General features: G+C 72.6%; 11 protein-coding genes. 5 read left to right on the forward strand and 6 right to left on the reverse strand.

Going from position 1 to position 14,804, the window contains the following annotated elements; genetic code table 11:
* Positions 1-456: 456 nt before the first annotated feature.
* Genes QOZ89_RS07535 through QOZ89_RS07550 form a run of 4 tightly spaced genes read right to left on the reverse strand, consistent with a single transcriptional unit; the run spans position 457 to position 8,430 of the window.
* Positions 457-1,515: a hypothetical protein gene (locus QOZ89_RS07535; protein ID WP_071051104.1), complete on the reverse strand. Its 1,059-nt coding sequence runs from the start codon at positions 1,513-1,515 to the stop codon at positions 457-459.
* Between the two features lie 4 nt (positions 1,516-1,519).
* The gene (locus QOZ89_RS07540; RefSeq protein ID WP_312623380.1) at positions 1,520-6,037 is read right to left on the reverse strand and encodes a hypothetical protein; all 4,518 of its coding nucleotides are present in this window, start codon (positions 6,035-6,037) and stop codon (positions 1,520-1,522) included.
* Positions 6,038-6,040: 3 nt separating this feature from the next.
* Complete coding sequence (locus tag QOZ89_RS07545) at positions 6,041-6,817, reverse strand: hypothetical protein (RefSeq protein ID WP_312623381.1); 777 nt, start codon at positions 6,815-6,817, stop codon at positions 6,041-6,043.
* The gene (locus QOZ89_RS07550; RefSeq protein WP_312623382.1) at positions 6,814-8,430 is read right to left on the reverse strand and encodes a hypothetical protein; all 1,617 of its coding nucleotides are present in this window, start codon (positions 8,428-8,430) and stop codon (positions 6,814-6,816) included. Before QOZ89_RS07550 ends, QOZ89_RS07545 begins: the two co-directional genes overlap by 4 nt.
* 458 nt (positions 8,431-8,888) lie before the next feature.
* Here QOZ89_RS07550 and QOZ89_RS07555 point away from each other — a divergent pair, with 458 nt between their 5' ends.
* Together QOZ89_RS07555 and QOZ89_RS07560 are read left to right on the forward strand one after the other, a co-directional pair.
* Positions 8,889-9,140: a hypothetical protein gene (locus QOZ89_RS07555; RefSeq protein WP_198543397.1), complete on the forward strand. Its 252-nt coding sequence runs from the start codon at positions 8,889-8,891 to the stop codon at positions 9,138-9,140.
* Positions 9,137-9,730 (forward strand): hypothetical protein, encoded by a 594-nt coding sequence (locus tag QOZ89_RS07560; RefSeq protein ID WP_241842004.1) that lies wholly within the window; start codon positions 9,137-9,139, stop codon positions 9,728-9,730. The genes QOZ89_RS07555 and QOZ89_RS07560 overlap by 4 nt, the downstream gene beginning before the upstream one ends.
* Before the next feature lie 133 nt (positions 9,731-9,863).
* Here QOZ89_RS07560 and QOZ89_RS07565 read toward each other — a convergent pair whose 3' ends face one another.
* Both QOZ89_RS07565 and QOZ89_RS07570 read right to left on the reverse strand, forming a co-directional pair.
* Positions 9,864-9,986: a hypothetical protein gene (locus QOZ89_RS07565; protein ID WP_312623383.1), complete on the reverse strand. Its 123-nt coding sequence runs from the start codon at positions 9,984-9,986 to the stop codon at positions 9,864-9,866.
* Positions 9,987-10,075: 89 nt separating this feature from the next.
* On the reverse strand, positions 10,076-11,557 hold the full coding sequence (locus QOZ89_RS07570) for an aldehyde dehydrogenase family protein (RefSeq protein WP_312623384.1): 1,482 nt from the start codon (positions 11,555-11,557) through the stop codon (positions 10,076-10,078).
* Positions 11,558-11,933: 376 nt separating this feature from the next.
* On the opposite strand from QOZ89_RS07570, the gene QOZ89_RS07575 reads away from it, so the two are divergent.
* Genes QOZ89_RS07575 through QOZ89_RS07585 form a run of 3 tightly spaced genes read left to right on the forward strand, consistent with a single transcriptional unit; the run spans position 11,934 to position 14,595 of the window.
* Positions 11,934-12,959 (forward strand): ATP-binding cassette domain-containing protein, encoded by a 1,026-nt coding sequence (locus QOZ89_RS07575; RefSeq protein WP_312623385.1) that lies wholly within the window; start codon positions 11,934-11,936, stop codon positions 12,957-12,959.
* Entirely contained in the window at positions 12,956-13,798 is an 843-nt protein-coding gene (locus QOZ89_RS07580; RefSeq protein ID WP_071051122.1) for an ABC transporter permease, read from the forward strand. The genes QOZ89_RS07575 and QOZ89_RS07580 overlap by 4 nt, the downstream gene beginning before the upstream one ends.
* Entirely contained in the window at positions 13,795-14,595 is an 801-nt protein-coding gene (locus QOZ89_RS07585) for an ABC transporter permease (RefSeq protein WP_083419236.1), read from the forward strand. The genes QOZ89_RS07580 and QOZ89_RS07585 overlap by 4 nt, the downstream gene beginning before the upstream one ends.
* Positions 14,596-14,804: the final 209 nt, after the last annotated feature.

A 14,804-nucleotide genomic window follows, 5' to 3' on the forward strand; every position in this document is an offset into this window, starting at 1 on the left:
ACCGAAGATCAAAACAGCGCGTTAATAATCTGCGAGCCCCCCGGGTGGGCGTGATCTTGCGTTCGAGGTGGGGTCGCTGGGGTGGCTGTTGTGGCGGTCGGTGGCTGGCTGGTAGGGGCTGGGTCTGCTGTTGGCGACAGCGGCGGAGATCAGCACCACTGCGTCACGGATAGCATCCGCTGTGTTCTCGGGCTGGGCGGGGAGTGGAATGGGCGTTCGTCACCGGCCTGCCTCCGTCTGATCTGGGAGAACGAGCTCACTGGTGAGAGTGGCCGGCGGTGGGGTAATGGTTCGAGTTCTGAACCCGCGCTGGCGTCGCCGCTCCTGAGCCTTGCGGCGGGGCGGGGTCGGGGACGAAATTCAGTGGCGCCGTGCCTCGAGCTGTGGACAGAGTGTGGCCACGCGGGAGCGTGTTTGGGGGAACGCCTGGCTATCTGTCCGGTGCCGGACCGGGCCTCAGCGCCGCGGGCGGCCGAGGCCTGTCGCCCAGGCGGCGAGACTTTCGGCTGGTACGGATTCCTGGGCGACGCGTCCCGATGTGTCCCGGACCGTGCTGAGGCGGGCCCAGAGCGCGGGCCCCAGCCAGTCTCGCCCCAGGTCGGGGGGCCACGGAACTCCACCGGAGTTCTGCACCGGGCGGTCCGCCATAGCTGCCCACAGGCTCTCGGCCGGGCGGACGAGTATTTCGTGGGCAGCGCCCGCGGCGGCCGCGTCGGCGGCCGTGGTGACGCCCGCGGGGTCGAGGTCGCCCCAGTACCAGACGGTCCCCTGCACCGGGCCGCGGCCGGCGACGTCGACCGTGAGCGCGGCGACCTGCGAGGGGAATGTTTTCCCGGATCCCCAGGCCACCGCGCCGACGGGGTGTCTGTCGGCGGCGGAGAGGACGTCGACCGCGGTCCAGTAGGTGTCGCTGTTCTCGACGACCAGCAGGTCCGTGCCTGGTCCGACCGCGGCGGCAGGCAGCGGCGCCGGTACACGTCGGCAGCGCAGGAGGCCGAGGCTGAGTCGTCCTGGTCCGAACAGTTCTGTCCGGGCGAGGGCTTCGAGCCGTTTCTCGTCGCCGAACAGCTCGACCGACCGGTAGCGCAGGAGCACTTGTTGCGGCGGCTCGCCCGAGGCCTCGGCGCGGACGAGCCAGTCGTTGACAGCAGTGAGGTCACGGAACTGGGCGTCGGAGAGCGCCGGCAGCGAGGCGGCCCAGCCCATCCGGGCGCACCACGGGAAACGGGTCCAGGGCCGCTGGCCGGGGGCTTTCCGCGCGCCCGGAACGGTGATTGATTTAGGCAGCGCCGGCCTGGTAGTGGTGTCCCAGGCGTGCAGGGGCAGGGTGACGACGCCGGCCTCTTCCAGCGCTTTCAACGCGACGAACAGTCCCTCAACCTGGCCGACGTTCCCGACCAGGCGTGGGGCGGCCATCGCCCAGAGCGGCCACAACGCTTCCAGCGGTACCCGCACCTGGTCGCGTTCGACCAGTGCCGAGCGCAGCGCGTCGACTTCGGTCTGTCGGACGAGCATCGGCTCACCCGCCGATCCGGTAGGCGCTCGCGTCGACCCAGTTCCGTTGCGCGTCGACGTCGCGTCCCGAGGTGAGGGCGGTGGCGATGTCGATGCCGTCGACGACGGTGGCGCGCAGGCGCAGGAACGACAGGTTGCGTCGCAGGTCACCGTCGTTGCGCAGCTTGACGATCACCGATCCTGGGCCGGTGAACGCGGCGTCGACGCCGGCGTCGTTGAGCCCGGTCGCGCAGACCAGTTGTAGGCCGGTGTGCGCGGCGAGGCGGTGCTGCATCGCGATCAATGCCTCGGCGGACGCGGCGCCGAACGGGTTGTCGAGGATCAGCGTTCCGGGCGGTCGGGCGCCGCCGGGGCGGTGGGCGGAGCGGACGCCGGACAAAGCGCAGTAGACCAGCACTGCGAGGGTGAGGACCTGGCCGCCGGAGAACTCGTGGGGGATGCGGTCCGGCGGGCAGTACAGCACTTTCCCGTCGATGCGCGGCTTGAGGATTTCCACGGTCCACGGGCCGGCCTTGGGACGGTCGATGACGGTGTCACGGACCGCGTCGGCGAGCCATCGGGCGCGTACCTCGGACGATGAGGCGCGTTTCGGGTTCGTGGCGAGCTCAACGGCCCAGGCATCGACCCGCTGGGAGAGCTTCGCGACCGCGGCGTCGGCCGGCGCCTCGTCAAAAAGGATCTTCACCGCGGGCCGTAGGGACAGCTCGCCGAGACCGTCGGGGAGTCGCGATGAGCGTGATACCTCCCGCAGGAGGCGCCGCTGGTCGCGGCACAGCGACACCAGCCCGTCCCGGATCACGGTCCGGTGCGTGTCGAGGGAGTCGAGGTCGCCGCGCGCCGACCGGGTCATGATGTCGATCTTCCGAGTGAGGGCCGTGGCCTCGGTGACCAGCTCGCCGTCGCGCAGCGAGCGCAGGCGGATGGCGACGGGGGCGTCGAGGTCGCGCCAGCGTGGGTCGGCGACCGCGGCGCGGGTGTCTGCGACCGCGTCGCGCAGCGCGTCGCGGGCCTGCCGCTCCGCCTTCTCCGCTGAGTTCAGGGTCGCGATCAGGTCACGCATGCGGGTGCGGGCGGCGTCCTTCGTCGCGTCGAAGAGCGCGACGGTCGGCGGTTTGTCGGCGGTCCACATCGCCGAGGTGTCGGCCAGGGCGGACACGTCCGCGGCGACGAGGTCGTGGAGCTCGCGGGCGTCGGTCTCGGCCCGCTCGGCGGCCTCCCGCGCGGCCAGCAGCTCGGCGTTGCGGATCTCCAGGCGTTCCAGGATCGCGAAGATATTCGCCGGGTCCGCGGGCCGCCATTCCGGGACGTTGGCCAGGTCGACGTGGTTGGGCCGGTCCGCGGGCCGTGCCGACCGCTCCGTCGCGGCGGCTGCGCGCTGGTCGCTCTCGGCGCGCAGCTGGTCGGACTCGGCGGTGCTGGCGTCCCGCCGTGCCTGCCGCTGGGCGGCGGTCCGCAACTCGGCGGACGAGGCCTCGATCGTCCCGGCGAGGACCTCGGCACGCTCGATGGCCGCGGGGGTGTGCCGAGGCAGACGAGCTTGCAGCTCGCCCAGGTGCCGGCCGGCGCGCTCGAGGACTCCGGCCTCCACCAGGCCCCGCTCGGCGTCGTGGAGCTCGTCACGCAGGGCGGTCCAGCCGCGCCGGACGACCTCGAGGCTGCCGCCTGGGTCGGGGGCTGCCACGTCGACGCCGAGCTCGGCCCGTTCCCGCAGCCATGGGTCGCGGCTTGCCCGGGTCCGCGCGGCCAGCTCCGTCGCCGCCTTGGACCGGGTGCGCGCCGACCGTTCGGCCTCCTGGGCGTCGTCGGCGTCCCGTAGGGCACGCTGGCGGTCCCGTTCGGCCGCGGGCCGCCGTTCGGCTGCCTGGTCGGCCTGCGTGCAGACCGTCATGAGCCGCTGTGCGGCCTGCTCGTTCGCGTGGGCCGTGACGCCACGGGCCCGGGCGTCGTCGCGCTGCTGGCGCGCGTCGGCGGCCTGTGCGAGATGTCCGTCCCGGTCGGCACGCAGTGTCTCCTGCTGGCCCTCGGCGGCGTTGACCTCGTCGGCCGCGGTGCGGGAACGCCGCGCCAGCTCGTCGCGGTCCGCTCCGGGCCAGCGGGCGACGAACTGCTGGCCAGCCGCCGCAGCACGCCGGTGGTCGCTCGCCGCCGCGCGGGCCATGCCCGCCGCCGCCGCGGCCGCGGAGCGGACGGTCTCCAGCTCGTCGCGCCGGGTCCGGGCCCAGGCCCGGTCCCAGGTCGCGCGATGGGGGAGGACGACGTGTCGACGCGACTCGTCAGGTGTCAGCGCGGCCTCCGCCGCGGCGGACTGTGGCACTGTGACGACGGTGACCGGCGTCCGCGTGACTAGCTCGGAGGTGGCCAGTGACGACGCGGCGGCGTCGAACCGGGCCGCGTCGAGGACGACCACGCCGCCGGCGAGCTCTGCGTTGGCCGCGATGAAGGCCGGGCGGGCGTCGGCGTCGACGACGTTGTGCTCGATCCACTCCAGGCCGGTGACCGCGCCGACATGCGCGTCGACCAGTGCGGCCAGGACCGCGAGGGCATCTGCCCCGGCGGGCGCGGTGCCTGTTCCGTCCAGGTGGGTGAGCTCGGCGGACGCCTCGGCGGCCAGCCGTTCCTGTTCGGCGGCGCGCAGGTCGGCACTGCGGGCGGCGGCGTCCGCCGCGGCCGCTGCCCGCGCCACCTCGTCGGTGCCACGCAGGCCCTCGTCGACGAGTACCCGCAGCGTCTCGTGAGCGGCGAGGCCGGCGACGTCGTCGTCGAAGTCCCGCAGCGTCCGCTCGGCGTCGGCGGCCTCGGCGCGCAGGCCCCCGAGCCGGCGGTCGAGCGCGTCGAGGGCCGTGACCGCGGCCTGGTGGGCCTTCTCCGCGTCGTCGGCTGCTTTGTCCCAGGCCGTCGCCTGCTCCTCGGCGGACGTGACGGCGTCCGCCCACCGGCGCTGGCACAGCTGCGGGCGCTCCCCGTCGTGCAGCCAGCCGGCCGTGACCGCGGCGCTGGTCGCGGTCTGGGCCGCCGCCCGCTCCTCGTCGATCGTGGCCAGCTGGCGCTTCGCGTCGTCCGCGCGGCGCCCGGCGTCGGTGCGTCGTGTCACCGCCTGCTCGGCGGCGTCGTCGGCGGCCTTGGCCTCGGTGTCGGCGGTCCGTGCGCTGCTCAGCGCCTCGTCCGCGAGCGCCTGCAGGCGACCGGCCAGCGCGGCCTTCGCGTCCCGCGCGCCGGCCCGCAGCGGCTCCAGACCGGCGTCGGCCGCGTCGTATGCGGCCTGGGCCGCGTCGCGGGCGGTCCGTGCCTGGGCGATGTCGAGCACGAGGTCGACGGCCTCCCAGGCGTCGGCCTGCGCCGCCGCGGCGCGGGCCACGGCCGTCGTGCGCTCGACGGTCTCGCCCGCGCTGGCGAGGCGCGCCCTGGCGTCCTCCAGGAGTAGCTGCAGGCGGATGTCACTGATCTGGCCGTATTCGCGGCGGGCGGATTGGAGCGCCACGACCGCGGCCTGCGCCGACCTCTCCAGTTCCGTGAGCGAGCGTCGGTCGCGGTCGACCCGGTTGTCGAGCGCCGCCGCGTGCTCCCCGCCCGCGAGCCGTGCCCGTACCGTGTGGCCACCGGCCTCCTCCGCGGCGCCCGCACGTGCTCCGACGATCTCGACCCGCGGCCCGATCCGCGCGCCGAACTCGGCCAGTGCCTCCAGACCTGGCCGCTGGACGGCGAGGGCGGCATACGGCGCGAGAGTGCTGGTGAAGTCGGCTAGCTCGCGGTCGTCGTTGAGCGCGGCGACGAAGAACCGGATGACGTTGTCCGGCGAGTCGAACGTGGCGAGCAGCTTCTCGGCGCCGGCCTCTGAGTCGTTCATCCGCATCTGGTAACCGAACAGCACCGGGTCGATGCTGGTGAGCCGTTCCAGCGTCTCGGTCCATTCCTGCTGGGTCTGCGTCATCGCCCACTGGGCGCGCGGCCGCGCCGACAGGGCGCTGGAGACCTGCCCGACGAAGGCCTCGAACGTCGTCCGCCGGCCATCGGTGACAAAGGGCAGGTCGTCGACGCCGTAGTCGCCGGGCCCTGTGCGGAACAGGTACCAGGCGCGGCGCATCTGCGTCGTCGACCGCTGTTTGTGGCCGGGCTGACGACGGCCGTCGCGCCACTCCATCACCGTGCCGGTCACGGTGCGGCTACGGCTGGTCGCGTCCTCCCACTCGCAGATCACATGCGACGTGTCGCCGGTCAGCACGTAGTCGCCGAGGTTCTTGCCGCCGACCTGGGCACGGGCGGCCGGTACGACGAGGCTGGACACCAGCGTGATCAGCGTCGACTTGCCACCGGTGTTCGTCAGCGACAACAGCACCCTTGATGCCGCCCCGTCGCGGGCGGTGAAGTCCAGGTCCAGCGGATCGAACCGAGCCCCGTCCGGGCCGACACCACGCAGATGCACACGGCGCAGCCGCAGCGGCGGGGTCGGCAGCGCCGCCGGCCCGGACGGCGCCTCCGGCTCGTCCCAGGAGAACCCGGCCTGCTCACCACGGGCGGAGCTCATCGCCTAGCCCAGCCCGTCGTCGTCGCCGTCGGGGTCCGCCTGCTCCGGGCCGCTCGCCGGGTCCAGCCGGTCGGGCTCCTGCTCGGCGAACCCGTTGACCAGGGCGTACAGGTCCGAATCCACGCACAGCTCGGCGACCGCGTGCCGGAAACGGGGACGACTCATCCACGTCCCGCCGTCGGTCTCGCCACGGGCCGTCAGATAGCCCGCCTCGGTGAGCACCCGGCACACCCGGGCGACCACGCCCTGACGGTCGCTCACCGACCTGCGCCGCGCGTTCGGGCGCGCGGCCGCGAGCGCCTGCCACCGGCGCCACATCTCGACACGGTCCTCGTCGAGCTCGCCGTCCTGGCCGTTGCGTTCCGCGTGCGCCTGCGCGGCCCGGTCGAGCGTGTCGACGACCGACTGGGCCGTGAAGACGGCGACCCGGTCGGGATCGCTCAGCATCGACGGCTCTGGATAGGCGGTGCGGGCGACCGCGAGCACCACCGCGCCGACTACGGCACGGTGATGGGGCGAGGCCCGCTTCACGACGTCGCCGACGGGGAGACGCAGCGGCGACGTGGCCTCCGCCGTGACGATCACACCGTCGGCGGCGGTCACGATCACCTGGAGGCCCGCGCCGGTGAACAGGGCGTCGGCCGCCTGCGCGAAGTCGGGATCCTGCAGGTAGCGGGTGACCACCCGGTGATAGTCGTCGTGCCGGGCGGGGCTTTCCCGCGGGCGTGCGGACCAGGCGAGGAGCCGGCCGAGGTCGAGGGCGTCAGCTGCGAGGGTCATCCAGCCATCTCCGCTTCCAGGTTGTCAGGTTCCAGGTCGTCGGGATGGTCGGACGCTCCGTCCGACTGCCAGGGCAGGTCCGGCGTGGCCGCGCGCGCCGCGGCCGGCTGCGGAGCGTCGATGTCGGCGGTCACCGTCGCCGGGACGAGCAGCAGGTCAGCCGAGCGGATCTTGTTGGTGTCGAGGGCGTTCCCCGTGTCGACGGCGAGCAGGACGCGCTCCCCGTTGGCACGCCCCGCCAACCGGGTCGTCCACGCGCGATGCGCCGCGTGCACGGTCGCCGCGGCGAGCACCGACGGGTCCAGCGGCTCGCCCTCGTCGTCCTGCGCCGCGGCCGCGATCTCGTCGACGCGGGCCAGCAGCTGGGACAGCCGGATCGGTTCCTCGACCCCGTCGAGCATGGCGTCGACCGTGTCCTCGTACGACTCCCACCAGGCCCGTTCCGCGGACTCGTCGAACTGCGGCTCCTCGATCTCGTCGCCCTGCCCTGGCTCGCGCGCCGCGGCGCACAGCTCGTCGACGAGCGTCGCGAGCGACGGCCACCAGCGCGCCGCGATCCCGCCCACCGTGGCCAGCAGCCGGGGAGCTATCGCCGCTGCCTGGTCGGTGGGGCGAAGGAGGTAAGGATCGAGCAGGTCGGACCCGATGTTCGCCAGGTGCGCGGCGCCGGCCGGCCGGGCGAACCGGTCGTCGAGGGCCTCCCGAAGCCGCCCACGCGCCCCGATCAGATGGCTGTGCAGTTCATTGTGCCGATGCCGGCACTCGCGGAGGATCTCCACGAGCTGGTTCGCGGAGGCAAGCCGGGCGGTGTCGGTGACGTCACCTCGCCGGTCGGCGACCGCGTCGAGCAGCTCCGTCTCCGCGGTGAGGCGCTCGGCCACATGTCGCAGCGCCGTGTCCAGGACGACCGGCACGTCGTCGGCCCAGTCATGCGCGTCGGGGTCGATGAGCGTGTCCGCGACGATCCGGCGGACCCGTTCCTGGAGCTGGATACTCCGATACCGGGCGTGGCGGGCGATCGCGACCGCGGACTCGATCGCACCACGGCCGATGAGGGCCCGCAGCTGCGCCTCGTTGGCGATCTGAGCCGCTTCGATGTCCAGGTCGAGCGCGTCGATGAAGATATTGATGGCCTGCTCGGAGGCCCGCAGGTGCTCCCCGCCCTCCGGGCTCGCCTGCGCGTAGAGCAGCCGGAAACGCTGCGCGAGCCAGGTCGCGCCGCCGGCCGCGTGGACGAGGTAGGGAACGGTCTCGACGTCGGTCGTCACCAGGGAGACGACGACCCGTTCCGCGACGACCCGCCACTGTTCGGGTGTGCCGTCGGGCACCTGGCGCGTCGCCTGCGCCACGGCGTACTCGACGGTCTCGTCCCAGGTCCGGCCCGCCGAGATGCCCATGGCGAGCGCGACCTGGTCGATGACGGCCAGCGCGACGGTGAACAGGTCGTAGCGGGACCAGAAATCCCCGTCCAAGCTCGACTTGGTGCGCTCGATGTCCGTCAGCACCTGAATCGGCGCCAGCGTACGCCGCCGCCGGGCGATGGAGACGTCATCGGTCGGGATCGCGATGTCCCACTCGATGGGCTCACTCGGAGGTACCCACCCGTCGGCCATCGAGCCCCCATCTCGACCGCGGCGATCCCGGCGAGCCACTTCCCGCGCCGACCGCCGCCATCCGGGCACGGCCGGCGGCCGCCGGCCGTGCCTCAGCGAGGAGGCATTCCGTAGCGCGGGCTTGCCTTCTGATGCTGTCCACGCCTGTTCTCGGGCACCGGCTCACCCGCCGCGCACCGTCCAAGATTATCCGACAGGTCCGACATGGTTGGCCGCATTGACCCGAGGCCCATCTGCCGTGTCGCCGCGATGCCGCGTCCGAGTGCTAGATCATCGATCACGCGTAGGGTGGCCCGAGGAGCAGGCGCTTCTCACCCGCGACGTCGGCCGGGCGTGCTCGTTGATCTCCGTCGCGGCGTTGCTGGTAGTGTCGTCCGTGCGGGTCAGGCCGTGGGGTGGTTGTGCGCCGTGGGGCACTCTTGTGGCAGTCCGATGCCGGTCGCGTGGGAGGTTCGGCGATGAGCCTGGATGATCCCTTTGACCCGCCCCAGGACCCTGTCGAGCGGGCTGTCTACCTACGCGAGCGGGCGGCGCAGGCTCGCGTACGCGCCCAGGATCTCTTCAGGACGTTGACCAGGGAGACCTGGCAGTCGGATCCTGGGCTTCTGGTCCAGGTGAAGGCGATCCTCTCGGTGCCGCCGGAGCAGCGCCTGCGGATGCTGATGGCGGAACATGCGGTGTTTGCCAGTGCCCGGCTGGTTGTCGAGTGACGGCTGAGGAGTCGACAGCTTCGCTCCAGCTCGAACTGCCGAGGATGCTTGGCATGCTCGCCGAGCACCGTGTCCGTTACATCATTGTCGGTGGGGTGGGTGCGAGGCTGCAGGGAACGCCGTACGTCACTGGTGATCTGGACGTCGTTCCCGATCCCGATCCCGGGAACCTGGCTCGACTCGCGGCCGCGCTCAGCGGCGTCGCGACGCTGAAGAAGACCGCGAACTCGACTGAGTATGTGTCCCACCCCGAGGTGAGGCCAGAGGAGTTCTACGCGGAGTATTTCGCGATGTATAGAATTCGGTACGGTGCTATTGATGTGCTGATCGAGCTTCCGGGTGTCGGCCCCTTCGATGCGATCATGCGAAATGCTCGGCGCTATGACGTCGCCGAGTTCGGTGTTTCGATCTATGTCGCGAGCCTCGAGGACATCATCCGCTCCAAGGAGACGGCGGGTCGGTCGAAGGACTTCGCGGCACTCCCTGCCCTGTACGAGGCGGCGAACCATCTGGCGCAGCATCCCGACGACTACGCACTGAGCGTGGACGCCCTTGATATGCAGGCACCCCCAGAGGGCTTCGAGACCTGACGGTCGCGCACCTCGGGCATGCACGGTGTGAGCCCGTCGGAGACGAAGGCCAGACGACAGGGCTCCGCCTGGCGAGCCGGCTAACGCGTATCGTACCTACACCGGCCGGTTGCCAGGCGTCCGCTGGATGAACTCATTCCAGATCCTCAAACAGGAGAAGGCGCGGTTCGTGCTTTAAGGAAACAGTTCCGCCGCGATCCGTCATCTTCCGATAGGCCATGACCGCCTTGATTGGCTCACAGGGCTGCTCGTCCATGACGCCGTTAACCTGCTGCGGCCGCCGGCTGGCGGGTGTCTGGCGGCCCGCCGTCCGGCAGCCGGTGCGCTGGATCGAGCGGCGCCCGATTACCACGGATCAAGCGGGGTGGCCGCCGGGTTCGGGTCGTCGAACAATTCGGCGGGGCTCGGGACGCGGGTCGGCCGGGGGTGGGACACCGTCGTGCGGTTGAACAGGTGGCGCCAGGTCACGTTCTCCGAGACGCCACAGCCGCCCCAGGACCCGGTCGACACGACCGACGTGAACTCCATGCCGTTGCCGAAGCTGCCGGCGTTGCCCATGGTCGACTGGTTGACGAGCACGCGGCAGACCTTCGTGGCGCGGGCGAGCCGGTCGACCCTGGCCTCGGCCACCGGGCCGTCGCCGGTGTGCAGGGCGCAGCTGTGGCCGCGTCCGCTGTGCGCGAGGACGTCCTGGACGTCGCGGACGGCGCCGTCGAACGTGCGGTAGGGCGCGAGCGTGAGCACGGGTGCCAGCTTCTCGGTGAACAGCGGCCGGCCCGGCTCCACCGCCGGCATCGTGGCGACGAGTGTCGTGACCGCACGGCCGGTGGGGACGGGAATGCCGCACGCGCGCGCGATCTCGACCGCGCTCCGGCCGACCAGGAGACGATCCGGCCGGCCGTCCGGCCACAGGTGGCGCTCCAGCCGGACCGCCTCCTCGTCCGACAGCAGCAGCGCTCCGCCGGCGCGCAGCCGCTCCCGGAAGGCGCCCAGCGCCCGCGCGTCGACCAGTGCGTTGCTCTCGGAGGAGCAGGACGTCCCGTTGTTGAAGCAGGCACCCTTGTTGATCAGTTCGGCGGCGGTGTCCAGGTCGGCGTACTCGTCGACGACCGCGGTCGCGTTGCCGGGCCCGGAGGAGACGGCGGGTGTGCCGCTGGTGTAGACGCGCGTGACGGTCCCGGCCCCGCCGGTCGCCACCACGAAGTCGGCCGCGCGCATGAGTTCCCGGCTTCCGTTCCGGTCGGCGCCGACGACCAGCTGCACCAGGTCCTCCTCGGCGCCGACCTCGCGCAGCGCGTGCCGGACGGCCTCGACCATGCGAGCCAGGGGCTCGGCGGTCGCCGGATGGGGGGTGACGACGACGCTGTTGCGGGTCTTGAGCAGGGACAGCACGCCGGTCGCCAACGCCGTGCAGGGCGCGGTCGCCGGCGTGACCAGGGCGACCACCCCCAGCGGCTTGGCCCACGTCGCGGTGCGCCGTTCGTCGTCCCGCGCGATCACGCCGACCGTCCGCTGGCCGTGCAGGTCGCGCATCGTCCCCAGGACGCGCAGTCGGTGCAGTTCGACCAGGTCCTCGGTGGTCCCCATGCGGGTGCCGGCGACGACCAGCGTGCAGAGCGCCCGGACGAGGTCCTCGCGGTAGCACGCCCGTCCGACGGCGCGTACCACCTGGTCGACGCGTGCCTGATCCCAGTGGTCCGTGGACTCGCCCGCCGCCCGCGCGCGCCCCATCAGCGCGTCCAGCGCGGCTGGAGTGTGGACACCGTCGCCGAGGGGTGCCCGGTCGCGCAGGGCGACCCGGTTCGCGCCGGTCACCTGCTCGGTCACGCCAGCCACCACGGCCGCCCCAGCCCCAGCCCCGACCCCGGCCTCGGCCTCGGCCTCGGCCGGGGTCGGGGCGATTGCGGGGCCGTCGGTCTCGTGCCCGGACCTACCTGGTGGATCGACATCCCGCTCCTCGTGTTCCGTCCGCCTCGGCCCAGGTGTGGAAGGCGCGGCCCTCTTGCCTTAAGTTAGCCTTACCTTCCATATCTTCGGCATCTCACCACAGCGCGCGGCACGGAGCAATGGAGGGGACCCGACCGGCCCGCGCCTCCCGCGTGGTCGGTGACGACTGCCGGATGACCCGCACCAGCCAGTACTCACGTCAGGAAGGACGACAGATGGCGACCTGCCACCCGACGTCGCGTCAGCGGGCCGAACCGTGACCGCGGCGGTCGAGGCCGACGGGCTCGTGAAGACCTTCGGCGACATCCGGGCACTCGACGGGCTGTCCCTGCGGGTCGAGGCCGGCACGATCCTCGGGCTGCTCGGACCCAACGGGGCTGGCAAGACGACGGCCATCAACGTGCTGACCACGCTGCTGAGCCCGGACGCTGGGCGCGCCACGGTCGCCGGCTACGACGTGGTCGAACAGCCGGCACTCGTCCGGGCGGCGATCGGCGTGACCGGCCAGTTCGCGGCTCTCGACAGCGGGCTGACCGCGCGCGAGAACCTCGTGCTGTTCGGCCGGCTGATGAAGCTCGGCCGGGCCGAGGCCCGTCGGCGGGCCGCCGAGCTGCTGGAGCGGTTCACGCTGACCGAGGCGGCCGACCAGCGCACCGGCACGCTGTCCGGCGGGACGCGCCGCCGCCTCGACCTGGCCGCGTCGATCACCCGCGAGCCGGCCGTGCTGTTCCTCGACGAGCCGACGACCGGGCTCGACCCGCGCAGCCGGCTCGCCCTGTGGGAGGCCGTCCGCGAGCTGCGCGCAGGCGGGATCACCATCCTGCTCACCACCCAGTACCTCGAGGAGGCGGACGAGCTCGCCGACCGCGTCACCATCATCGACCGGGGCCGGGTGGTCGCCGAGGGTACGGCCGCGGAGCTCAAGCGGCGGGTCGGCGGCGCGGTGTGCCACATCGCCGTCGCCGACGCGGCCGACCGCCAACTGGTCTCCGAGACGCTCGGGACCCTCGGCCCGGTGAGTGCCCTACCCGACGGGGTGAGCCTGCCCGCGACCGGCCCCGAGACGCTGGTCGCCGTCGTCCGTGAGCTGGACGAGGCCCGCCACGGTGGCCTGCCCATCGCGCGGATCGACGACATCGGCCTGCGCCGCCCGACCCTGGACGACGTGTTCCTGGCGCTGACTGGGCACCCGGCCACCCCGGACGCTCAGGCCGACGGTGAGGCCGCGGCCTCCGACGAGGCCGGCCGGCCAGCGCGGCCGACCGCCGAGGTCGCCTCATGACCTCGACCATCCCGGCCGCCGTGGCGGGGACGCTGGCCGGGCCGCCGCCACCGGGCGTGGCGGGCACACGGCCCCGGCCGGCGTTCGCCACCGACGTCGCGGTGCTCGCCGAGCGGCACCTGCGCCTGATGAGCCGCCGCCCCGCGTCGATCATCAGCGCCATCGTGCTGCCGCTCGTGTTCGCGCTGCTGTTCTTCACCGTATTCAGCCGGGTGATGCGGCGCGGCGGCCTCGACTACATCGACTACCTGCTGCCCGCCGTCGTCATCCAGGCGGTGTTCTTCACCGGGATGTCGAGCGCCATCCTCGCTGCCGAGGACGCGCTGGGCGGCACGCTGCGCCGGCTGAGGACCATGTCCGTCAGCCGGCCGGCGCCCGCGCTCGGGCTGCTCGCGGCCGAGCTGACCCGCTCGCTCCTCTCGCTCGGCGTGCTGCTGGCGATCGGCGCCGCGCTCGGCTTCCGGTTCCACGGCGGGCCGTGGAAGGCGCTCGGCTTCCCGGTCGTCATGCTGGCGTTCGCCGCCGCCCTGGTCACCTGCTTCATCGCGCTGGGGCTCGCGATCCGCCGGCTGGAGGCCGTGACCACCGCGACGAACCTGATCTACTTCCCGTTCATGCTGCTGTCCAGCGCGTTCACGCCGGCCGCCGCGTTCCCGTCGTGGCTGCGTCCGGTCGTCGAGCAGCAGCCCGTGAGCCGCGTCGCCGACGCGCTGCGGGCACTGACCGCGCACGACGCGGCGCTCGCCCGGCCGCTGCTCATCGCCGGAGCCTGGCTGCTCGGGCTGGGCGTGGTCGGCGTGCTGGGAGCGAGCCGGGCACTCGGGAGGGCCGCCGCGTGAGCCAGGTCGCGCTTCCTCGTCCCGCCCCGGTGGGGGACACCCTGGCCATGGCCGGACGCGCGCTGCGGCTGATGCTGCGTGACCCGGCGACGTTCGTGCTGGCCGTCTTCTTCCCGCTGATCCTTCTCCTGCTGATAACCGTGAGCTTCGCGAAGATCGTCTATCCGGGCGCCGGGTACGACGACTACGTAGATGTCAGCCTGCCGCTGTTCGTCCTCATGGGCATCGCGTTCGCCTCCCCGTTCACCGCCGCCGCTACCGTCACCGACCTACGCGACGGCTTCGACGCGAGGATTCGCACGATGCCCGTCTCGGCGCTGGCGCCACTGGCTGGACGGGTCCTCGCGGACACCGCGCGCAGCGCCATCACGATCGCCGTGGTCGTCGTGGTGGGCGTGCCGCTCGGTTTCCGGTTCACGGCGGGGCCGTGGGCGGCGATCGGCTTTCTCCTGCTGCCGCTCGTGTTCGGGCTCGGGCTCGGCTTCCTCGGGCTGCTGGTGGCGATGCGCGCCCGGGACTCCGAGACCGTCGTCGCCGTGCTCAACCCGCTCCTGCTCGTCTGCTCGTTCCTCTCCACCGGCATGGTGCAGCGGTCCGATCTGCCGGGCTGGGTGCAGCCGATCGCCCGGGTGAACCCGTTCTCCGTGGTCATCGAGGCGATGCGGGCCCTCGCGCATGGCGGCGCCACCACCCGCCCGGTGATCGAGGCGCTGGTCTGGTCCGGGGTCCTGATCGTCGGCTGCGGGGTGCTCGCCGTCCGCGGCTACCGGACCAGGAGTGACCGCCTCGCGGCCTGAGCCGAGGGCGGTCCCTTCCCGGGCCACCGGCGCCCGGCATGATCGCGGTTTGTGTCCTCTGGGGGTCGTGTCCGCGGACCTTCCGTGACCACCAGGCGGCGCAGACGGCGATCATGTCAACGGGCTGCCGGCTTCGTGCCTATTGGTACGAAGAAGAAGGCGGTGGGGGCCCCGCGGGGGCGGCCCGGGCGGCCCCCCGCGGCGGGAGG

It is taken from the genome of Pseudofrankia coriaricola (assembly GCF_032027725.1).
Taxonomy (GTDB): domain Bacteria; phylum Actinomycetota; class Actinomycetes; order Frankiales; family Frankiaceae; genus Pseudofrankia.